17 protein-coding genes are annotated in these 23,189 nt (G+C 45.2%); 10 read left to right on the top strand and 7 right to left on the bottom strand.

Annotated features, from left to right (window positions below; genetic code table 11):
- The first annotated feature begins 6 nt into the window (after positions 1-6).
- From K4I03_RS06710 to hutG, 6 genes are all read left to right on the top strand, one after another.
- Positions 7-633 (top strand): cyclodeaminase/cyclohydrolase family protein, encoded by a 627-nt coding sequence (locus K4I03_RS06710; RefSeq protein WP_227964147.1) that lies wholly within the window; start codon positions 7-9, stop codon positions 631-633.
- Between the two features lie 66 nt (positions 634-699).
- The gene (locus K4I03_RS06705; protein WP_032909767.1) at positions 700-2,373 is read left to right on the top strand and encodes a formate--tetrahydrofolate ligase; all 1,674 of its coding nucleotides are present in this window, start codon (positions 700-702) and stop codon (positions 2,371-2,373) included.
- Between the two features lie 12 nt (positions 2,374-2,385).
- On the top strand, positions 2,386-2,985 hold the full coding sequence (locus K4I03_RS06700) for a HutD/Ves family protein (protein ID WP_227964146.1): 600 nt from the start codon (positions 2,386-2,388) through the stop codon (positions 2,983-2,985).
- Between the two features lie 75 nt (positions 2,986-3,060).
- Positions 3,061-4,413, top strand: coding sequence for an APC family permease (locus K4I03_RS06695; RefSeq protein ID WP_002898305.1), 1,353 nt, complete (start codon positions 3,061-3,063; stop codon positions 4,411-4,413).
- Positions 4,414-4,418: 5 nt separating this feature from the next.
- A complete protein-coding gene (gene hutH, locus K4I03_RS06690) occupies positions 4,419-5,960 on the top strand; it encodes a histidine ammonia-lyase (RefSeq protein WP_172454764.1) in 1,542 nt (513 codons plus the stop codon).
- A gap of 142 nt (positions 5,961-6,102) precedes the next feature.
- Entirely contained in the window at positions 6,103-7,092 is a 990-nt protein-coding gene (gene hutG / locus K4I03_RS06685; protein WP_111676959.1) for a formimidoylglutamase, read from the top strand.
- Between the two features lie 61 nt (positions 7,093-7,153).
- Here the strand turns inward: hutG and K4I03_RS06680 are convergent, their stop codons facing one another.
- A complete protein-coding gene (locus K4I03_RS06680; protein ID WP_227964144.1) occupies positions 7,154-10,210 on the bottom strand; it encodes an AAA family ATPase in 3,057 nt (1,018 codons plus the stop codon).
- 160 nt (positions 10,211-10,370) lie between these two features.
- On the opposite strand from K4I03_RS06680, the gene K4I03_RS06675 reads away from it, so the two are divergent.
- Positions 10,371-11,192 carry a PrsW family intramembrane metalloprotease gene (locus K4I03_RS06675; protein ID WP_002919635.1) on the top strand — a complete coding sequence of 274 codons (822 nt, stop codon included), beginning with the start codon at positions 10,371-10,373 and terminating at the stop codon, positions 11,190-11,192.
- A 174-nt stretch (positions 11,193-11,366) separates the two neighbouring features.
- On the opposite strand, the gene imm47 is transcribed toward K4I03_RS06675, so the two are convergent.
- A complete protein-coding gene (gene imm47 / locus K4I03_RS06670; RefSeq protein ID WP_227964143.1) occupies positions 11,367-12,170 on the bottom strand; it encodes an Imm47 family immunity protein in 804 nt (267 codons plus the stop codon).
- Between the two features lie 425 nt (positions 12,171-12,595).
- Positions 12,596-15,820: a hypothetical protein gene (locus K4I03_RS06665; RefSeq protein WP_227964141.1), complete on the bottom strand. Its 3,225-nt coding sequence runs from the start codon at positions 15,818-15,820 to the stop codon at positions 12,596-12,598.
- A gap of 308 nt (positions 15,821-16,128) precedes the next feature.
- On the opposite strand from K4I03_RS06665, the gene K4I03_RS06660 reads away from it, so the two are divergent.
- From K4I03_RS06660 to K4I03_RS06650, 3 genes are read left to right on the top strand one after another with little or no spacing between them, the layout of a single operon-like run.
- Entirely contained in the window at positions 16,129-17,178 is a 1,050-nt protein-coding gene (locus tag K4I03_RS06660) for a bifunctional glycosyltransferase family 2/GtrA family protein (RefSeq protein ID WP_227964140.1), read from the top strand.
- A complete protein-coding gene (locus tag K4I03_RS06655; RefSeq protein WP_227964138.1) occupies positions 17,175-18,086 on the top strand; it encodes a phosphodiester glycosidase family protein in 912 nt (303 codons plus the stop codon). Before K4I03_RS06660 ends, K4I03_RS06655 begins: the two co-directional genes overlap by 4 nt.
- Entirely contained in the window at positions 18,067-18,540 is a 474-nt protein-coding gene (locus K4I03_RS06650) for a hypothetical protein (protein ID WP_227964137.1), read from the top strand. Before K4I03_RS06655 ends, K4I03_RS06650 begins: the two co-directional genes overlap by 20 nt.
- 82 nt (positions 18,541-18,622) lie before the next feature.
- On the opposite strand, the gene K4I03_RS06645 is transcribed toward K4I03_RS06650, so the two are convergent.
- The 4 genes from K4I03_RS06645 to K4I03_RS06630 form a co-directional block, all read right to left on the bottom strand.
- A complete protein-coding gene (locus K4I03_RS06645) occupies positions 18,623-19,225 on the bottom strand; it encodes a histidine phosphatase family protein (protein ID WP_227964136.1) in 603 nt (200 codons plus the stop codon).
- A complete protein-coding gene (locus K4I03_RS06640; RefSeq protein WP_227964134.1) occupies positions 19,226-19,822 on the bottom strand; it encodes a histidine phosphatase family protein in 597 nt (198 codons plus the stop codon). It abuts the gene before it with no gap.
- Positions 19,823-19,833: 11 nt separating this feature from the next.
- Positions 19,834-20,676 (bottom strand): HAD family hydrolase, encoded by an 843-nt coding sequence (locus tag K4I03_RS06635; RefSeq protein WP_227964132.1) that lies wholly within the window; start codon positions 20,674-20,676, stop codon positions 19,834-19,836.
- 274 nt (positions 20,677-20,950) lie between these two features.
- A complete protein-coding gene (locus tag K4I03_RS06630; protein WP_227964126.1) occupies positions 20,951-23,188 on the bottom strand; it encodes an alpha-galactosidase in 2,238 nt (745 codons plus the stop codon).
- Between the last annotated feature and the right edge of the window lies 1 nt (position 23,189).

Below are 23,189 nucleotides of genomic sequence, written 5' to 3'. Positions count from 1 at the left end.
AAACCTATGAAATTAGTAGATTTAAGTTTGACAGAATTTGCCCAAGTCCTAGGCTCAGATGCGCCTGCACCAGGAGGCGGCTCTGCCGCTGCTCTTTCCGCAGCGAACGGTATTTCCCTGACTAAGATGGTCTGCGAATTAACCCTTGGCAAGAAAAAATACGCAGAATTTGAAGCAGAAATTGCTCAAGTGCACGCAGAAAGTGCCCGCTTGCAAGAAAGCCTGCTCGCTGCTATCGACAAGGACACTGAAGCCTTCAATCTAGTCTCCGCCGTCTTTGATATGCCTAAGGATACAGAGGAAGACAAGGCCGCCCGTCGGGAAGCTATGCAACAAGCCCTCAAGGAAGCGACCAAGTCGCCTTATGGCATGATGGAAGACATCTTGGCTGCCCTGCAAACAACTAAAAAGGCTGTCGGCAAGTCCAATACCAATGCTGCCAGCGACCTGGGGGTAGCAGCTCTCAACCTTAAGGCTGGTCTGCAAGGAGCTTGGCTCAATGTCCTCATCAACCTGTCAGGTGTCAAGGATGAAGCATTTGTCGCAGACTACCGCAGCAAGGGTGAGGACCTCCTGCAAAAAGGCTGCGCCCTAGCCGATGAAATTTATCAAGAAATTTTGAAAGTTGTCTAATAGATAAGCGGAAGAGAAGTCCGCTCTTTCCTGTGAATGGACTTCCTCTTCTCAAGAGGTAACAATATGGTTTTATCAGATATTGAAATTGCGAATTCGGTTCAAATGAAGCCTATCAAAGAGGTGGCAGAAAAGCTAGGAATTGCTGAAGATGCCTTGTCTCTTTATGGAAATTACAAGGCAAAAATCAGTGCTGGCCAACTGGAAGCCTTAAAAGACAAGCCAGACGGCAAACTGATTCTCGTGACAGCTATTTCTCCGACACCAGCCGGAGAAGGCAAGACCACGACTTCTGTCGGATTGGTCGATGCTTTGGCTGCTATCGGTAAAAAAGCCGTTATCGCTCTGCGGGAACCTTCACTCGGACCTGTCTTTGGTATCAAAGGCGGAGCTGCTGGTGGTGGGCACGCTCAGGTGGTGCCTATGGAGGACATCAACCTCCACTTCACTGGTGACTTTCATGCCATCGGTGTTGCCAACAACCTGCTGGCGGCCCTCATTGATAACCACATCCATCATGGAAATGCCTTAGGTATCGACTCTCGCCGCATTACTTGGAAGCGGGCAGTGGATATGAATGACCGGCAACTGCGCCACATCGTAGACGGCTTGCAAGGTAAAGTCAACGGTGTTCCGCGTGAAGATGGTTTTGACATTACAGTTGCTTCTGAGGTTATGGCCATTCTCTGTCTGTCAGAAAATATCACTGACCTTAAGAACCGCTTGGAAAAAATCATCATTGGTTACAGCTTTGAAGGTAAGCCAGTAACTGCCAAGGATCTGAAAGCTGGTGGCGCTATGGCTGCTGTGCTCAAAGACGCTATCCATCCAAACTTGGTTCAAACTCTGGAACATACGCCAGCCTTGATTCACGGTGGACCTTTTGCCAACATTGCCCATGGCTGTAACAGTGTCCTAGCTACCAAGCTGGCTCTCAAATATGCCGACTATGCAGTCACAGAAGCTGGTTTCGGTGCTGACCTCGGTGCTGAAAAATTCATCGATATCAAGTGTCGTACATCTGGCCTTCGTCCAGCAGCTGTAGTTCTGGTTGCTACTATCCGCGCTCTCAAGATGCACGGTGGTGTAGCTAAGAGCGACCTGGCTGAAGAAAATGTCCAAGCCGTTGTAGATGGTCTGCCAAACTTGGAAAAACATCTAGAAAACATTCAAGATGTTTATGGATTGCCAGCAGTCGTTGCCATCAATAAATTCCCACTGGATACCGAAGCAGAGTTGCAAGCAGTTTATGACGCCTGCCAAAAACGCGGCGTTGACGTCGTTATTTCTGACGTCTGGGCAAATGGCGGAGCTGGTGGTAAAGAGTTGGCTGAAAAAGTCGTGGAACTGGCCGAAGGAGACAATCACTTCCAATTTGTATATAATGAAGAGGACTCCATTGAAACCAAGCTGAACAAGATTGTCACCAAGGTTTATGGAGGCAAGGGGGTTCGCCTGACTCCTGCTGCTAAACGCGAGCTCAAACAACTGGAAGAGCTGGGCTTCTCCAACTATCCTATCTGTATGGCTAAGACTCAATACTCCTTCTCAGACGATGCTAAGAAACTAGGCGCACCTAAAGACTTTGTCGTGACTATCAGCCAGCTCAAAGTTTCTGCTGGTGCAGGCTTTATCGTTGCTCTTACTGGTGCAATCATGACCATGCCAGGACTGCCTAAAGTACCAGCCAGCGAAAAGATTGATGTTGACAAAGACGGCAATATCAGCGGTTTGTTCTAATAAATACCAAAAATGACAAATGTAACCCTTCTAAGAGTAAATGATTTTCAAGTTTCCGATTGGTCGGGGGGAAAGACAAAACAGCTTTATCTTTCCCCTCCAACTGGCCACTATGGCAAGCGGAACTTTGACTATCGACTCTCGACAGCAACTGTGGAGTTGGCTGAAAGTCAGTTTTCTGACCTCAGCGGCTTTCACCGCATTCTCATGAGCCTGGACCACACACTTCATCTCCACAATGCCAGCCGGCAGGAGGAAACGGTTCTAGCTCCCTTTACTCCCTATGTCTTTGAAGGGAGTGATTCTATCACAAGTCGGGGGACTTGTACCGACTTTAACTTAATCTACAGCGACCATTATCAGGGACAGATGATTGCCATTTCGGATAAACAAGAACTTGTCCGAGATGAAGAGATTCAATTTATCTATGCCTTAGGTGATTTAACGGTGACGGGAACAAACCTGCCAGCACTTAACCTAGAGGCAGAGCAGCTTCTGATAGTGGAAAAAGAGACTCAGGAAACTGAGCTGCATATAATGTTTTCGAGTAACCAGCCAAAGGGCGCTCCCCTTGCTATATGGGCTGGTTTGACCCACATCCCTACTAAGTAAAGATACCATGATGCCTTGTCACCATTCTATCTTTACTTGGAAAGGATCCCATATCTCTAAAGGAGAAACATTATTATGGATGCAACTAAACTCACTGCACAAGAACAAGAACAGGAAAAAGCGAAATTCAGCTTTTCCGGTGCAACTCTCTACGGTATCAATGCCGTTATCGGATCAGGGATTTTCCTCCTACCGCAAAAGATTTATAAAGGACTTGGTCCTGCCTCTCTAGCTGTCATGCTTGGAACTGCCCTTCTCGTTATTCTCCTAGCCGTCTGCTTGGCAGAAACTGCTGGTTATTTTAATAAAAATGGCGGAGCCTTCCAATATTCCAAAGCAGCCTTTGGAGACTTTGTCGGATTTAATGTTGGCTTCCTAGGCTGGGCAGTTACCATCATCGCTTGGTCTGCTATGGCAGCAGGATTTGCGAGACTTTTTGTCATTACTTTTAAATCCTTTGCCCCCTATGAACTTCTGCTCAGTGTGAGCCTGATTATTTTGCTCAGTCTAATGAATATATCAGGTCTTAAGACTTCCAAAATGTTCACCTTGACCGCAACCGTAGCAAAGCTCATCCCAATTGTCGCTTTCAGTCTATGTGCGATTTTCTTCATCAAAGGAGGAATTGACAAAGGAAACTTCACTCCGTTTCTTCAGCTAGAACCTGGCGTAGATATCATGAAAGCTATCTCTAGTACAGCCATTTATATCTTCTACGGATTTATCGGATTTGAAACCATGTCTATCGTTGCTGGTGAAATGCGCAATCCGGAAAAGAATGTACCTCGAGCTATTTTGGGCTCTATCAGTATTGTCTCTGTTCTCTATATGCTGATTATCGCAGGAACTATCGCCATGTTAGGCAGCCGTATCCTGCAAACAGATGCTTCTGTACAAGACGCCTTTGTCGAAATGATTGGCCCTGTTGGAGCATGGATTGTTTCTATCGGAGCGCTGATTTCTATTGCTGGACTTAACATCGGGGAATCTATCATGGTTCCACGTTATGGTGCAGCTATCGCAAATGAAGGTCTGCTTCCTAAGAAAATTGCAGAAACCAACTCTAAAAATGCCCCTATAGTTGCCATTATTATTTCAGGAATTCTGGCTATCGTCCTGCTCTTCTCTGGTAAATTTGAAGAATTAGCAGCTCTCAGTGTGGTCTTCCGCTTCTTCCAATACATCCCAACTGCTCTAGCTGTACTAGTATTAAGAAAGAAATATCCAGATAAGAAAGTGGTCTTCCGCGTTCCATTTGGTCCAGTAATTCCAATTTTGGCGGTTCTAGTCAGTCTCGTCATGATTTGGGGTGAAAACCCAATGAACTATGTCTACGGCCTCATCGGTGTCCTTATCGCCAGTGCAGTATACTTTATCTATATAGTACTGATTTGTAAAAATAAAGTTCTTGAACAAGAAGGAGAATGAATCTTATGACACATGTAATCAATTTGGATGGCGAACACCTTACTTTAGAAGACGTCATCGCAGTAGCTCGTCATGGAGCCACTTGCGAAATCGACCAAGAAGCTAAGAAAGCTGTAGAAGCTTCCCGCAAAATCGTGGATGATATCGTCCGCGAAAAGCGGGTCGTATACGGTGTTACAACTGGCTTTGGCTCTCTCTGCAATGTCAGCATCTCACCAGAAGATACGACTCAACTGCAAGAAAACCTAATCCGTACACACTCTTCAGGCTACGGCGATCCCCTGCCTGAAGATGCAGTCCGTGCGATTATGCTAATCCGGATTAATTCCTTGGTCAAAGGTTATTCTGGTATTCGTCTCTCTACTGTCGAAAAGCTCCTGGAATTGCTCAATAAAGGCGTTGTCCCTTACATTCCAGAAAAGGGCTCTCTCGGTGCCTCTGGTGACTTAGCACCACTGGCACACATGGTTCTGCCTATGTTAGGACTAGGTCGCGCTTACTATCAAGGTGAATTGCTCTCTGGGCAAGAAGCTTTGGACAAGGCCGGCATCGAAAAAATCGATCTAGCAGCCAAGGAAGGGCTGGCGCTGATTAACGGAACGACTGTCCTGACAGGTATCGGAGCTCTGGCTACCTACGATGCCATCCAGCTACTTAAGCTGTCAGATGTCGCTGGCGCTCTTTCCATGGAAGTCCACAATGGTATTACCAGTCCTTTCGAAGAAGACTTACATACCATTCGACCTCAAAGCGGACAGCTGGCTACAGCCCGCAATATCCGCAACCTTCTGGAAGGCAGTGGCAACACAACCGTAGCCACTCAACAACGGGTCCAAGACCCATACACCCTGCGTTGTATTCCGCAAATTCATGGTGCCAGCAAGGACTCTATCGCTTATGTCAAGACCAAGGTTGAGGTTGAGATCAACTCCGTCACAGACAACCCTATCATCACCAAGGAAGGCCATGTTATCTCAGGTGGTAACTTTCACGGCGAACCAATGGCACAGCCATTCGACTTCCTCGGCATCGCTATTTCTGAAATCGGAAATGTATCCGAGCGTCGTGTAGAACGTCTGGTCAACAGCCAACTGAGCAAGCTTCCATCATTCTTGGTCAAACACCCAGGACTCAACTCTGGCTTTATGATTACCCAGTACGCTTGTGCTTCGCTTGCTTCTGAGAACAAGGTCTTGTCTCATCCAGCCAGCGTAGACTCTATCCCATCTTGTGAAAACCAAGAAGACTTTGTCAGCATGGGAACTACTGCAGCACGTAAGGCAGCTGAAATTCTCAAGAATTCTCGCCGCATCGTGGCAACAGAAATCATGGCAGCCTGCCAAGCTCTGGATCTGAAACCAGAAAACCATGAACTTGGTAAAGGAACCAAGCCAGCCTACGACCTCTTCCGTCAGCATGTCCGCTTTATCGAGTTTGATAAGGACATTGAAATCTACGAAGAGCTCAACAAAGCTTCTGAGCTGATTGAAAACGAAGAATTCCTAGCAGCCGTTGAAAAGGCTGTAGACTTGAGCATTCAGTTCTAAAGCTGATGACTCTGTAAAAAAGCTAACCTAAGAAGCCCGCTCTCGTTCAGCTGGGCTTCTTTTCCCGCCAAAAGCCATTGACAGGCTTAGCGGAAACTCTTATAATAAAGTCGCAAGTATCGTTATGGAAAAGGACAAAATCATGTTAGAAGATTACTATCAGCTAGATAACAGCTATTATCATAAGAGACTGGATGATGATTTATATGCTGCCAAATGGGGTATGGTTATTGAGTTTTTGGACTTAAATGACCCTAACTTAAAACCCTTTGACGGCGTCAACTTTGCCTTGATTGGCTTCAAGAGTGATAAAGGGGTCTATATCAACCACGGCCGAGTGGGGGCTGTCGAAGGACCACAAGCTATCCGAACTCAGCTGGCCAAGCTTCCTTGGCATCTTGGCAGAAACGTCCGCGTCTTTGATGTTGGCGATATTGACGGGCCTAACCGCTCTCTGGAGCAGCTGCAACAAAGCTTGGCTCGAGCAGTCAAACGCCTGCGAGAGCTCAATCTCCGGCCCATTGTCCTAGGTGGCGGCCACGAAACCGCCTACGGCCACTATCTGGGCCTCAAGTCTTCACTAGCACCTGACCAAGACTTGGCCGTTATCAATATGGATGCCCACTTTGATTTGCGTCCCTATGACCAGACTGGTCCTAACTCCGGTACCGGTTTTCGCCAGATGTTCGATGACACTCTAGCTCAGAAGCAGGCCTTTAACTACCTTATCCTAGGGATTCAGGAGCATAATAACAATCTCTTTCTCTTTGACTTTGTGGCAAAATCCAAGGCTATCCAATTTCTGACTGGTATGGATATTTACCAAATGGGTTACAAGGAAGTCTGTAAGGTGGTCGATACCTTTTTGGCCGACAAGGAGCAGGTCTATTTGACCATTGATATTGACTGCTTTGCAGCTGGTGCCGCTCCTGGTGTCAGTGCCATTCAGTCGCTCGGTGTGGATCCCAATCTAGCGGTTCTGGTCTTCCAGCACATTGCTGCCTCAGGCAAACTGATCGGCTTTGACATCGTCGAAGTCTCTCCGCCTCACGATATAGACAACCATACGGCCAATCTGGCAGCCAGCTTTGTCTTTTACCTGACCCAAGTCTGGGCACAAGCACATGACTGATGGGCATCTAAAAACTTCATTACAAACATCAAAAGAGGATGAACTCTATGTTCATCCTCTTTTATTTTGCGTTTAATGCCTGAGATAGCCCTTGGCGTAAGTTTTCTAATTCCTTTAGTTGGTGCCGATCTCGGTAGGGATTGAGCTGGCTTTTGGCCGTTTCATAGTAGGTCTCAAAGTCCTGATCCAGCAAGTCTTCAAATCCTGCTTCCTGCAAGCTGCCAGTCAGCAGGCGATGCTTAATCACAGCCATCAGATAGTAAATCAGCCCCTTGTCCCGCGGATTGCCATAGCGACTAATGAGGCTATCCTTTTTCCGCAGCAGATCAAGCACAGGCTGGTAATCTCCCTTCTCGCAACCAATCAAGGCCAAATAAACTTCCAACTGGGTCTCTTTCCAAGGGAAGCTGAGAGATTTCAAGGCTGTTTTAGCTTTGAGGAAAATTCGCTCCGCCTGCTCATAATCTTTCAGCTGATAATAGGTCATACCCAAGCCGATGTAGAAAGCAAAAATCGAAGGCTCTGCTGTTTTATTTTCCGTCAGCTTAATGGCCTCTTTCTGATGAGCCAGAGATGCCGTGAAATTACCGCGAATCTGCTCAATCTCCGCCAGATAGTCTAGAGCCGCCGCAATCTGAATCGAGTACTTGGAACGCAGCGAAGCCGTCAAGCTGAAACAGTCAATAGACTGGTAGAGATGGTGAAGCGACTGCTCCTCATCTCCAATCATGAGATGATAGAGCCCCTTGAGTCGGAGGTTGATAGCAATGGCCTCGTGATTGTTGGCCTGGACCGAAGCATCCAGAGCCAGCTCCGTATAGTAGCGCATCTCAGGGATATTCTCCGTCTGGATACAGTAGTAAATCATCTGCCGATAGCCTTCTAGGAGAAAATCCATCTGCTGCAGCTCCTTGGCCGAAGCAATCACCTGCTGGATATTGTCCATCCCCTGCTGGTAATCCCCTGTCCGGATAGCATAGCGCCCTTCTAGATAGAGAAAGCGGAGAACCAATAGCTGAAAATCCTTGTGATTCTGGTGTTTTCTCTCTAAGCCCTCTATCTCCCGACGGATACGGTCAAACTGGTCTAAAACCGCTGACTGATTGCTATCATCCGTCTTTTCAATAAAGCCAAACTCCCGCGAGTAAATCGGAAAGAGCTCGTGATGAAACTTCAGAGTAGCCTCGAGATAATGCAGCTCGTACTCCAGAGACTTAATCGGCTGCTTGGACAGCTTGTAGTGATAGGCGATTTCATTGAGCAGCTGGGCATGATAGAGAGAGTCTCCCAGCTGGTCTTCCATACCTTGGGCAATCTGGTGATGCAGCATTCGCTTCTTGGCAAGCGATAAACGCTCATAGGCGTAGATTCTCAGAAGCTCCTGGCTGAACCACACTACCAATTCCTCGCCCTGCTCCTCTTCTATCAAGAGCTCCTTCTGTCCAAACTCCTCAGTGATTTCGACCACTTCTTCCATCGGCAGGCCTAATAGCCTGGCTAAGAGCGAAACCGATGCAGGACCCCTAAAGCAAGCCAGACAGTCCACCAACTCCTCCTCTTGACTGCTCAGGTAATCCAGCTTCAGAGACAGCTTAGCCTTGATGGCCGGGGTCAGCGGATGAAACTTCTCGCCTCGCAGGAGCTGCTCAGCGTATTCCGATAGGAAGAAAGGGATGCCTTGACTGACCCGATAAATATCCTCAAAGCCTTCTTCAGGTATGGCTAACTGACCTGTCTGGGCTTGCAAGTAAGCTGCACTATCCTTAAAATTCAGCGGCTGCAGCTCAATAAAGCCTAGCTTATTGCGAACCAGCAGGTGATTGAAAAAATGTTCCAAATAAGAAGGGGTGCTCAGATGCTTGGTCAGCACAAAGGCCACAGGATAGCCGGTCAAATGATTCATAACTTGCTCCAAGACAGCAACGCTGGCCTCATCCATCCAGTGACAGTCCTCAATTAAGATTATCAAAGCTTTTTTCTTAGAAATCTTCTGCAGAATATCCACCACAAACTGAGCCAGCTTGTCCGCATCCAACTGACGACCAGAAGTGCCGCCTGTCAAAATAGGAAAATAACTCTCCAAAATGACCTGCCACTGGCTGATAGAAAGAATCTGGTGCTGAATAACCAAGTCGCCCAGGCCGTCCAGCAAGCCACGCCAAGGCTGCAGCTCTGCCTTCATCTCTTCCTTAAAGCACTCAGCCATGACAATCTGGAAATACTTGGTCTGATTGGCCAGTACTTGACGAGTCACTGTCCGCTTTCCGATACCAGTACCACCGACTAGGACAAGAGCACGCGCCTCCTGAGTCTCTATCACCTTAGAAAAGTAAGATTCCAAGCGCTTGATTTCATCAACCCGCCCGAAAAAGTGGTCCGTATTGCGCAGAAACTGCTTAGTCTTGCGCTCGCTCCGGTCCTTGGCAAGCACCTCATGATATAGTTGCTGGATAGGTTCCGTAGGACTAATGCCCAGTTCCTTATCCAAAATATTGACCAATTTATAATAAGTCTCAATCACCTTACCAGGCCGATCATTATCCTGATAGAGCTTCATGAGCAGATGGTAGTTCTTCTCATCAAACTCATCAATGCTGATCAAGCGGCGCAAATTCCGCTCAGCCTCTTCCAAATCCAGCTGGTCTTTTTCTGTTTCCAGCTGTTGGTAGCAGGCTTGGATATAAAGCTGCTCATATCGCGTCCGCATCTTAGACACCCAGTAATCAAAGGCCTCACTGTCCTTGAGATAGAAGCCCTGCAGAAAATCCCCCTGATAGAGCGACAGATGCTCCGCAGGATGATCCGTGAAGCGTTCTACATCACTTTCAATCATACACTCGGGATTAAGCGACAGCACAGTCCGGTTGGGAGCGACAATCCATTCCCCACCTAGTAACTTGTTAGCTTGATAAATGGTATTGCGCAAATTCTTTTTGGCGGTCTGATTATCCTTGTTTTCCCAGAGGATTCCTGCAATCTCCTCCCGATTGACTGCTCCATTGATGTAAAGATAGTAAAGCAGAGCATTGATTTTGGCAAAAGGAAAAAAGACTTCCTCCTGATTGAGAAAGACACTCGGACTTCCCAGCAATTTCAACCTCAACAGATTTTTCGACATGCAAACGCCTCCAAGAAACCTTATAGAACTAATATAAACAAAAAGAGACAGTTTGGCAAGTAAAGTATTATACTAACCCTTAATTTCCAGTTTTTAAATTGGTTTTATTTAGGATTTTTTTGTTATACTAGGATGAAAATAAAATTTTAGAAAGTTACTTATGAAGAAAAATATTGTTCTTTTCATTTTTCTCCTTCTGAGCGCGATTGGCTTAGAATACGAGACACAAGCCTATACCACTGGCAGTATGTCAGGTACTTCCTATGGAATTGTCGGACTGTCAGCCCTCTTGGCTCTGCTCTATATCGTCCCTGCCCTACTCTTGATTCGCCAACTGGGTAAAAAATGGCAGACGCCTGCACTTAGCCTTGGGATAGCTCTGCTAGGCGGCCTTTTCATTTCAGGCTGGACCTCTGGCTTGGCCAACACCTATATCCACGAATGGGTCAGCACCAGCTTCCCAAATACTCTGCTCAGTGACCTAGAAAATGCCATCGCAGCTCCGCTGGTTGAAGAACCACTCAAGCTGTTGGCAGTTGCCTTCGCTGTCTATCTAGTCCCCGTCAAAAAGCTCAAATCCTTCTTGATGCTGGGTATAACGGCCGGCATGGGCTTTCAGATTAGCGAGGACTTCTCTTATATCCTCTCTGACCTGCCCGAAGGCTTCTCCTTCACTATCTCTGGTATCCTAGGCCGTATCACTGGCGGCGTCGCCTCTCACTGGCTCTACACCGCCCTAACCACTCTCGGTCTAGCTCTCATGCTACGCTATGCCAAAACTCAGAAAAATTATTTCCGAGTGGGGCTCTTCTACTTCCTAGCAGCCTTCGTTCTCCACTTCTTCTGGAACTCACCGCTGACTGCTATCGAAACAGATATCCCAATCATTGTACCGGCTATGACGGCTCTGGCTGTCTTTATCTTTTACCAAGCCTACCGAACAGCCCATAAAATTGACCAAGATGAATTGGAAGTGGAATAATACCAAAAAACGACCGTTATGGTCGTTTTTTTGGTTGCTTATCATAAAGACGTCTTTATCTAATGCTAATTTTCATCAAATAGGATGCGACGAGGCATAGGGCTGTCTTCAATTATGAAACTTTCTAACTCCGTAGCTATCCTATTTGTTTCTTGAGTAAGACTATCAGCTAAGCTATATATTTTCAACTGGATAACCATAAAAATATTTCATTCCTTCAACCCAATTTTTTTCTGACAAACTTTCAATATAATTTATCATTAAATCAATTTCATACCTAGAAATTATAGTTCGGGTGTTTACTGGAATTTTCTCTCCTGTAAAAATAGAAAGTAAGGATGCTTGAGAATAGAGATGATATTTTTCTTCCTTTTGAGCTGCATTATACAGAGCTTGCATAATTTCTTTAGTCAATAAACCAGGAAAAGCCAAGAAAGATTTATAGTAGTAATAAGCTAAGTTTTTATCCTCAACTACATCCAAATATAAATTCCCAACTTCTTCTATTGTCGCATCATTAGATAAAATAGAGCGGTAGTTTAGAAAATTATCTAAAGCATCTTGAATTGCAAATTCCACTTCAGTTTCTGTGTCTTCCCACTCCTTCCAAAGAGTAAGAAGGTACGGAATTACTTCATAAGACATTGTTCCTACGGCCCCCATAACAAAAGTAAATACCGTAAATTCTGAAGCGTTGATTAAAAAATGAAAATTATCAATCTTTCTTAAATCAGCATTTGTGCATACCGAGCAAAATAATCTAATACAAAGATTAAGCACAACTTCATCTTGACTTTGATTCATCAGGTCAATCAACAAGTTTTTCACCGTAAAATCTCCTTTTTTTAAGATTTCAGCAATAAGTAAGATGCATTCTTTTTCGTTACTTGTCGAAAGTAAGTTGCTTTTTAAATCCGCTAGCGTACTAGAACTGATTTCGCCAAAGTACATTCCTGTCATCAATAATTTGTTTCCCATCATCGCTCTCCTTTTAGCTTAATTATCTGGTAGGTTTATATTCTTAGAAAATACACACTAATCGTCTTCTTAAATCTATCTTCAAGTTTTCAGATTTCTCCTTGTTATATTTAGTTTTTTTATGTAAGTTAATATATAAGCCTTTTACCCCCTGAATTTCTAATTTGGGCAGAGTTATTATAACATAAAGCGAAAAATTAAACTGTTTTCTAGCTACACGAAAACCACCCGAAGGTGGTTTATAATAAAAGAAAACTATTTTTTAGCCATGTCATTAAGTTAAAAGTACAAGGAAGCTATATTTTATGTACTTTAATAATGAACATTGTCTAATCTACAAATCCGTATTTAATGGATATTTCACATTCCACTAACTAAACAACTAGTTCTTTAAATTTAAGTAAAAAAGATTTTTAACAGCTAATTTATCTTAAACCATGTTTTTTTTGCCATTTTAATATCTTATTTTGGAAATTAGTGACCTCTGTATGTTTCGGGTTATTACCAAACAAATACAAACCACTTTCTTGTTGGTGCATTTTCAATATCTTAGGATTTTTCTTACCATATCCATTTTTATGATAAAAACTAAGGTCTAATTTGTCCAACTCTGAACTTCTAATAGTTGTTTCGCCTGTGAACTGGATATTTTCTGGAACATTTTCACCTCCAAATGCTAGCCCTTGACGATGATGTCCTTTAGGTAATTCACCACTTTGGAGCATCTGTCTATATTCAGCACGAGCATTTGCGAGTTCTTCTCCTGAAACAATTCTTGATTCATCAGGATTAGCGTACCATTTCGGACTCTCAGCATGACGCTTAACAGCCTCTTCGTAATATGGTCCGTAAATTCCTTTACCTTTTCCTGTCCCCTTAAAACTTTTTGCTACATCACTACCATGTGTACTCAGACTTTGACCGACTTCCTGAGCTATAGTATTATTTAGGTTGTTTTTACCTCCAACTCCATCTTTGTTATTGGTTAAACCAAGATTAGAATCAGTCTTTTTACTGAGGTAAGCTGGCGCTGATTTAGAATGAGAAGGTTTTGAAACATCAAGCACTAAACCTTCTGGTGTCACCATTGAAGGTTGTGGGAACCATTTTTCACCAAAATTATCAACTTTACTCTTAGTAGCATCAAATAGATTCTTTCCAAAACCTTCCGCTGTATTTAAGACTTTACCAGTTTTAGAAGCAATGGCATGTGCCGCACTACCAACACCATTTTTTGCAATTTTTCCAGCTATAGATGCTTTCGACGCTGGTAAGGCAAACTCTGCCGCTTCCAAGGTAGTTTTAAGCTGATTTTTTTGAGCAAAACCGTCTCCGGCCATGAAATTTGAAATAGAGTTAATTTCGCGGGAGCCAGGAGAGACTTGACTCGCAAGATTCATTACATATCTGCTTACTCCTAATAACATCTCTGGTGCAGAGGTTGAATCCCATTTATCAATAATCCCTTGCCATACAGCAGAATCGCGATTATAAATTTCGTTCAATTCATCTTTAGATAGATTGACTAACCCAGCCTTATGAGCCGTAGTTTTCATTCCATCAAAGCTTAAATCGGCCAAAGAAGCCAGTCCAGTAACAGCATCATTATAATATTCCTTAAAGGCTGCTTTCCCAGCTTCATGGCTAATTTTGGATCTTTTTTCAAATGCATCTAGACTAAAATCCTTTGGCGATACTTTCGTTTCGGCTAAATATTTATTCGAAGCACTAGGATCTGCAAGAAGGTATTTATTGACAAATTGGCTGAGTGCACCCGGCCTTACCTCTTCTAGAGTTGTCGGACGAATTTTTGCCTCTTGGTAAGCCGCTTGATAATTTGGCTGACCAAATCGGTTCAGTTTCGTAGGTGCGCTCAGGTTTGCCCATCCTTTAGCAATCTTTTGACTTTTGCTTTCACTGGCTGAATCAGTATTTTGCTGGAGCAAATCGCTTAGTTTGGAAGTAGCATTTGTTGGTTGTTCCTGCCAGATTTTCCTTGCTTGAGAAGCTCTGTTTTGTCTTTCTTGAGCTCGCACCAAGGCCTTAGCTTTTTCTTGGGCCTGGCGGAAAGTATCAATTTTATTTTCTGCCGACTGGATTTTATTAAATCCCTTGGCTAACGCACTGATTTCTTCTGATGTATAGTTAGATAAATCTACATTGACCTTATCGCCAGGTGTCAGATTAATACGGTTTTGTTTATTATTGATGTTCAGCTTATTCTGCCCATGCAAATCCTGAAGAGCCAGCATAGAAGCTGCTGCAGCTTTTTCCTTATCATCCGGATAATGGAGATTGCCGATTTTGGCTAAGCTATCACCTTTCTTGATCTGATAGTCATTGCTTGCAGATTGATTAAATAGAGGCTGACTTTCTTTACTATTTGCAAAATCCAACAAGCCTTGATAAGCCGATGTAGGCTGACCTTGGCTATCGGTAAGAGTAGACTGACCATAAGGAGTAAAATCCAACTTTCCCTTGTTACTTGAGGAAGTTGAGCTTAAACTATACTCTGGAGTTGTGGTAGCCGACGTTTCAGAATTATTCAGACCATAACCATAGTCTTTCAACGCTTTAATAAACTGATTTCTATGTTCTTCTGACAAGGAATCTAAAGCTGTTTCAACTTCCGGTGAGACAGCTAAGTTATAGCGGCTACTGCCTGTGCTTGCTTTTTGAGTTCCAGCATTGGCAGACTCCAAGGCCTTTTCGGTAACATCTACTGCACCCAAAGCGTCTGTTGCAGATTGATCTACTTTGGAATCAGCCATTTTCAAGGCATCATCTTTACCTTTTTTAGCAAGATTGTCTGTCGTTACAGTATCATCTTTACCAGCAATCGCCTTATAATCAACAGAATCCGCCAAGCTGTCTGAAGCACTTGCAGATGAATCGCTGATTGGTTTGTAATCGCTAGGCTTGATATTGCTAGCGTCCTCGCTTACTGATGGTGTACTAATTGGCCGATAGTCGCTCGAACTAACACTGCTGGCACTTTCACTTACTGACGGTGTGCTGATTGGCTGATAATCACTCGAACTAATGTTGCTGACACTTTCGCTTGCCGACGGTGTGCTAATCGGACGATAGTCACTCGAACTAACACTGCTGACACTTTCGCTTACCGATGGTGTACTAATTGGCTGATAGTCACTTGAACTAACGTTGCTGACACTTTCGCTTACCGACGGTGTGCTAATCGGACGGTAGTCGCTCGAACTAACACTGCTAACACTTTCACTTACCGACGGTGTGCTAATCGGACGGTAGTCGCTCGAACTAACACTGCTAACACTTTCACTTACCGACGGTGTGCTGATTGGCTGATAGTCGCTCGAACTAACATTGCTGACACTTTCGTTTACTGATGGTGTGCTAATCGGACGGTAGTCACTCGAACTAACACTGCTAACACTTTCACTTACCGACGGTGTACTAATCGGACGGTAGTCGCTTGTGCTGATGTTGCTTAAGCTTGAACTAGAACTAGAACTGATTGGCGCATAATCAGAGGCTGAAAAAGAACTTCCAAAACTAGAACTACTAAAACCTCCGCCAAAATCGAAAGCTTTTACCTCGTGAGGTTGAAAAGCCATCGCACTCAGTATGACAGCCGAAGCTATAACAACTTTACGAAATGATTTTTTCATAAGACAACCTTTCTATAATGTAATACCTTTAATATTATAACGCATATTTCTTATACCGTTAATATTTTTGGTACAATGTTATAGTTTTTTAATAAAAAGTTGGAGTATCTTCATATTTATTTTCCTAATTTTTAAGACTCATTTAAGATAGTTGTGTATTATTCATTTCCATTCCCACCAGCCTTTCTATCCTCTTCTTTCTCTGCTCTTTCCTTAAAGAAATGTTAACATTTTCTTAAAACTAACTTATATTAGGAATTTTTAAGCCACAGTCTGTATACTTTCTACAAATCATCTAAGAAAGAGGTATGGATATGGATTATCTAGTGATTCCGGCCTATGAGCCTGATTATAATCTTATTAAGCTGATAAAAAAAATTCACCATAAGAGTGATTTTCATATCATTGTTATCGATGACGGCAGCTCCTCCAAATGCCAGATAGTCTTTGAGCAGGCAGAGCAGTACGCGACCGTGCTCCGTCATCAGGTCAATCAAGGCAAGGGGCAAGCGCTGAAAACTGCTTTTACCTTTATCCAAGCACTGAAGATATACGGAACGGTAGTAACAGCAGATGCGGATGGCCAGCACAAGGTCTGGGATATTTTCCGCGTAGCAGCCAAAGCTTCTGAAAATCCCAATCGGCTGATTCTGGGAGCACGCGCCTTTACTGGCAAGGTGCCTCTGCGCAGCCGCTTCGGCAACAGTCTGACTCGGGCTCTCTTCAAAGCCCAAACTGGCGTGGTTGTTTCCGATACTCAGACAGGCTTACGAGCCTTTACGACCAACATGATTCCATTTATGCTAAATGTAGAGGGGCAGCGCTATGAGTATGAAATGAACATGCTCTTAGAAGCCAGCAAGGAATATCTCATTTTGGAAGTGCCTATTGAGACGGTCTATATCAATGACAATCAAGGCTCGCACTTCCGACCAATTCGGGATGGGCTCATGATTTATAAAAATATATTCAAATTTGCCCTGACTTCTCTCAGCAGCTTCGTCGTCGACTACATCGTCTACGCCCTGGCTCTCTTGTTTTTAGCCGCTGTGCCGACCAGCTTGAGAATTCTTCTCGCAAATGGGATTGCCCGAGTGACCAGCTCAATCTTTAATTACTCGACCAATAAAAGGCTGGTCTTTAAGAACGACGACAGTATACTCAAGACAGGAACTGGCTATTTCAGCCTAGCTGTAGTGCTCTTTATCCTAGACACACTGCTGATTCGCCTCTTCTACGCTGTCTTTGGTCTCAATCTTCTGATTGTCAAAATCATCGTCGGCATCTTGCTCTTTACCGTCTCTTGGATGGTGCAAAAGAGATTTATTTTTAAGGAAAGGACACACACCGCATCATGAAATTTTTAAAGAAACGCTATGCCTACGCCTCCATTTTCGGGCTGCTTCTGATAGCTTCTTTCAGCTACTCCATGCTGAAAACCTTTGTCATCGCAGAGACCATTTCCACGGTTTCAAGTACGAGTTCGTCGTCCAATGCCAAGGCTGCCAGCAAGGCTGCCGAAACAGCGACTGTGACGGATACCAGCTATTCAGACGACAACATCTCGGTTACGCTAACTAAAAAGACCGTCAGCAACACCCAAGTCTACATCGCTGATGTGACTGTCAGCTCATCGGAATACCTGAAAACAGCCTTTGCCCAAAACACTTACGGAAACAATGTCACCGCCAAGACCTCGGAAACGGCCGCCAACAACAATGCTATCCTAGCGGTTAACGGCGACTACTACGGGGCCAACACAACTGGCTATGTCATCCGCAATGGCGTCGTCTACCGCGATACCGTCCGAGAAGACTCCAGTAATGGTGATTTAGCTATTTACAAAGACGGCTCCTTCAAGATTATCTATGAAGACCAAGTCTCTGCCGATCAACTGGTCAAAGACGGCGTGGTCAATCTCTTGGCCTTCGGCCCATCTCTTGTAGAAAATGGTGAGATTGTCGTTGATACCAACTCCGAAGTCGGCCAGTCCATGTCTTCCAATCCTCGGACAGCTATCGGTATCATTGATGAAAACCACTACATCATCATCGTCTCAGACGGACGTACCTCAGAAAGCGAGGGTCTTTCCCTCTACCAAATGGCAGAAATCATGAAATCTTATGGCGTTAAGACTGCCTACAACCTTGATGGCGGCGGCTCCTCTACACTTTACTTTAACGGTCAGGTCATTAACAAACCTACCACCAACGGAAATACTATCTCAGAAAGGTCGGTGAGTGATATTGTCTACATCGGTTACTAATCCCAGCAAAAAACGTTTTAGAAAAACAGCCCTTATCTACACACTATTAACTATTTTCTTCTTTGCTTTCAGCAGAATCTATGAATCTTTCAGCTTCGGCGAAACATCTAGCCACATGCACTACCTCTTTGTCATTCCTCTGGTGGGTGGCATCCTCCTCCTGCTCTTCATGAAGGTCATCCCTAATCTCTCTCGGCTCAGCCTCAACCTCTGGAACTCAGCTGTAGCCATCATGACAGCCGGTATGCTCTTCCGTGGCATTGTCAATCTGTCTGGCCGCTCCACGACGCTAGATACTCCCTATTGGTATGTAGGAGCAGCCTTTGCGGCTCTGGCACTACTCTCCATGGTCTTTACTCGAAGTGAGTGGAATAAAGAAATCCAGGCACAGCCGATAACCAGCAAAAAAGAAGACGCAAAACTAAGTCGTCGTGAAACCTACAGTCAAGTATAAACCAAAAAACCTCAGAAAACCTGAGGTTTTTAATGTAGTGATAATCTTTCTGAACTCTCATTATGATGAATGCTCTGCTTCTTTATTCACACTCATGCACACTACCCGTCAGTGGGTCAATGACTTCTGTCAGTTTAAAATGTCCCTGCTCATAATAGTAATGACAGATGGCGCAGTTGCCAAAGCGCACCTTGGAATCCAGAGCTTGAGCTGCAATCTTGAGATATAAGGCCCACATGGCACCGCCATGGCAGACGGCCAAGACTGGCTCTGCATCCGCCTGCTCCATGACCTCAGTCAGAGTGACCAGCATGCGCTCACCGACTTGGTTCACACCTTCTCCGCCATAGGGAACGAAGAGGTCTTCAAAAGAGGTAGCTCCTGGTCGAAATTTCGGCTGCAGGCGTTCAGGCTGGGCCTCAAAAAGACCAAAGTTCCATTCTTTAATACCCTTAAGACGAGTATAGTCGGTTCGACCAGAGACAAGTTCCAGCGTATCAGAAGCCCGCTCCTGGGTGGACGAGTAGAGCTGACCAAAACGAATGCCCCGCTCTTTCAAATAAGCTCCTGCCTGCCGAGCCTGTTCCTGCCCCAGTTCAGTCAGAGGGGAGTCACAAGCTCCCTGCACCAAACCCTCTTGATTGAAAAAGGTCTGTCCATGCCGCATCAAGTATAAATCTTTCATTTATTTTTCCTTCCAGCTGCTAAAATCGTGACCAATCACTTCTTCTAGGTAAAATTGGTCATGTTCAAAAGTAAACTTCAAAATACCGCAATTGGTCATGCGACCTAGACTTTCCAGACGCCAATTTTTCTGCCAAGCCCTAGCAAAATTAGCCATAGCTGCACCATGAGAAACCATGAGCACGGACTGGCCATCTGTCTCTTGCATGAGCTTGAGAACGGTCGCAGCCATGCGCTCCCTGACCTGGTCCTGCGATTCACCGCCATAGGTCACAAAGAAATCTCCATAGGGCAGGGGTGGATTAAGATCCTCGCTTTCCCCTTCAAAAGTCCCAAAGTTCCACTCCTTGAGTCCCTTGACACGCTTATAGGGAATCTTACCGTCCGTTACCAATTCCAAGGTATCACAGGCCCGCTCTTGAGTAGAGCTATAAGCATCATCAAATGCAATACCGGCATCCTTAAAATATTTCCCTGCCACCTTGGCCTGATAGATGCCAAAATCAGTCAGAGGAGCATCACACCAGCCCTGCACCTTATGGCGCAGATTAAAAAGCGTCTGGCCATGCCGCATCAGATAAAGAGTTTTTGCTATCATTCACATCTCCTTTAGATGAGTTCTAACTTTTCAAAGGCCTTGTAGAGACCGTCTTGGCTGACCGAGTCTGTCACCAGATCTGCCATGGCCTTGATTTCCGCTCCGCCATTTCCCATAGCGACCGCGACCTGACAATAGTCCAGCATAGGAATATCAACCTTGGCATCGCCAAAAGCCAGAGTATCCGCCTTATCAGCATGAAGATGCTTCAGCAGAACCTCAATAGCATGCGCCTTGGTAATACCTTTGGCTCCCAAGTCACCAAAGAGAGCATGCTCGCCCTTACCTCCCCAAGTACCCGCCTTAAGCTCAGGAAAAGCTGCCTTAGAGTCCAGATGGTCTTGGTAGCTTCTGAGAATAAAGCTGACTTTGTTCAGGTCGTCTCGGTAGAGCTCCCCACCATAAACCAGGCCATGAAGTGCTTCTTCTGCCTCCATATTTACTACTTTTTCTGGATTAACACCTTTTCCAAGGACGTAGGTCTGAAGCACTGGTCGTGCTGCTTCACGGAAGCCCCTGCTTGCAAAGAGGCCGTTATTACTCTCTAGGTAAAACTCTAGCCTCCGCTCCTGAAGCCAGTCGACTAGCCGTCTAGCAACCTCTTGAGGAATCAGCTGGTGCAGAATAACCTCCCCCTCATGCTCCACATAGGAGCCGTTGCCCCCAATCATGCCATCAAAGCCAATATCCCAAATTTCCGGCGGCATCTCAGCCTTGCTGCGGCCGGTGCAGACATAGACCAGATGGCCCTTTTCTCGTGCCTTGCGAATGGCGACAACAGCAGACTCCGGTATATGATTATCATAGTCGATGATGGTTCCATCCACATCCAGAAAGATGATTTTTCTCGTCATAAATCCCCCTCTTCCTCATCTTCTTCCTCGCATTTGCCAAATGCTTTCTTCTAATAATCCAAGCTAGCAAATGCTTTCTTCAATTTTTACAAATTCTCCTATTCTGACCCAGCTCTATTTTATAAAAGCTTCACTCTATTATATACCTTTTTGAAAGCCTTTTCCTATAGAATTATTATAGATAATGGTACTATCCTACTCTCTCAGAGAAAAAAACAAGAAGGACAGCTTTTAATCAGCTTGTTCCTTCTGTTCTTTTTATTTCCCAGCTTATCTACTCATCTTCTGCTTCAAACAGCCAGAGTTTGGAATCAAAGTCATAGCTTGACTTTTGCTCAGAATCCTCTAAAAGCTGACCGCTGGAAGCGTCCGTGGTGACCAGTCCAACTCGCATAAGCTCAGCCCCCGTATAGGCACACCCCTCTAGCCGATAGACCTTATCCGCAGCCAGTCCTTTCAGTTGCAAGCACTGATGAGAGCGATTGACTTGATTGAGGACCTTGAAAGTGCCTAAAAGTGCAGTATTCTGATCCTGACTGACAACCATCCAAGCTGTCTGCCCATCTCCCTTAAATGGCGACTGCAGTCGATAAAAAGTTCCATTATGAATCAGCTCTCGATGGCACTTGTAAAAAGCTATCTGTTCCCTGACTTCAGCCAATTCTTCTGGACTTAGCTGATTAAGGTCCAGCTCATAGCCAAAGGAACCGAAAAAGGCGACATTCCCCCGCGTCTTCAACGGAGTCAGACGATTGGTCTGGTGATTGGGCACGATGGAGACATGGGCTCCCATGGATGAAAGCGGATAGAGAAGACTGGTTCCATACTGGATTTTCAAACGCTCAATCGCATCCGAGTCATCGCTGGTCCAAGCTTGCGGAGCATAGTAGAGCATACCTGGATCAAAGCGGCCTCCACCCGAAGAGCAGGACTCAAATAACAATCTCGGATAGCGACTAATCAAACGCTCATACAAGTCATAAACACCCAAGACATAGCGGTGAAAAATCTCTCCTTGCTGATCAGCTGGCCAGGCAGCTGAGAAGACATCCGTCAGAGGGCGATTCATATCCCATTTGATATAATCCAGCTGTGCTTCCTCGATAACCGCCGATAGACGCTCAAAAATCTCATCCACTACTTCCGACCGAGAATAGTCCAAAACAAACTGGTTCCGACCATGGTGGGGCTGTCTATCTGGCACTGCCAACAGCCAGTCAGGATGAGTTCGGTAGAGTTGGCTGTCCTTATTGACCATTTCCGGCTCAAACCAAAGACCAAACTGCATGCCCAAACCGTGAATACGTTCTGCTAGCAAGCCCAGCCCCTGCGGCAGCCTTTCTGGATTGACAAACCAATCACCCAGCCCAGCGCGATCATTAGACCGCTGGCCAAACCAGCCGTCATCTAGTACAAAGAGCTCGACTCCTACTTCCTGAGCCTTTTCAGCAAGCTCCAGCAGCTGATTCTCACTAAAGTCAAAATAGGTAGCTTCCCAATTATTAATGAGAACAGGACGCGCTCGCTCGCGCCAGTAGCCCCTAGCTAGGCGTTGACGAAATAGCTGATGAAAGACTTGACTCATGCCGTTGAGGCCCCGCTCAGAATATACTAGCAGAGCTTCTGGACTGGTAAAGGACTGGCCTGCAGCCAGCTTCCACTCAAAACCAAAAGGATTGATGGCTAGCTGCAACCGGGTCACATCATAGGTATCCACCTCAGCCTGAATGAGAAAATTACCTGAATACACCAAGGCCGTTCCTAGTACTGGACCTGAAAATTCAGTCGTTTCCGGTCGCTTAAGAGCCACAAAAGGATTGTGGTGGGGACTGGAAATGCCGCGGGTTGACTCAATAGACTGAATCCCCTGCTGAAGCGGGCGCTCCTTGATATGGCGTTCCCGAGCCCATGCCCCTGATAACTGCAGCCAGTCATAATCAGCATCTGGCAGATCAAGCGACAGACTAGCTAGGGATTCCAAGTAGCAAGTTTCCCTGCCTTGATTAATCACTTTGCTGGAGCGAGTGATAACCGGCCAATCAGCAAAAATCGTATAAAACAGCTGAACTTCTACTTCTGTCACCTCATCTCGTAGGGTTAGAATAAGAGTCTTAGCCTCCGTTTGAGTCTCTGTATAAGTAGCGGGCAGCCCCTCTAAAGCAGGCTTACCATCTACTATCTGATGACTGACATAGACAAAATCAGTAATACGCGAGCCATTTTCCTGCCGCAGACAGATAGCGGGATGACGAAAATCTGTCGTGCCGTATTCTGGAAATTCCTGACGCACATGCTCCAAAGAATAGCGTAAATCTCCTTCTTTCCGATAGGTCGTCATGGGCCGATGCTGCAGCTCCACCAGATAAGAATAATCTCGCTCCGGTACCGCCGCTCCGTAGTAAAGCTGCAAGAGTTTACCATCCCCCGAAATCTGGAAGATATAAGAAACATCACCATTAGTCAGATGAAATTGCCTGCACTCTTCCTTAAACAAAATACTCGCCTTATTCATG

This window comes from Streptococcus sanguinis (assembly GCF_020729725.1).
In the GTDB taxonomy this organism is placed as follows: domain Bacteria; phylum Bacillota; class Bacilli; order Lactobacillales; family Streptococcaceae; genus Streptococcus; species Streptococcus sanguinis_V.
This window is presented reverse-complemented; position numbering and strand designations above follow the sequence as displayed.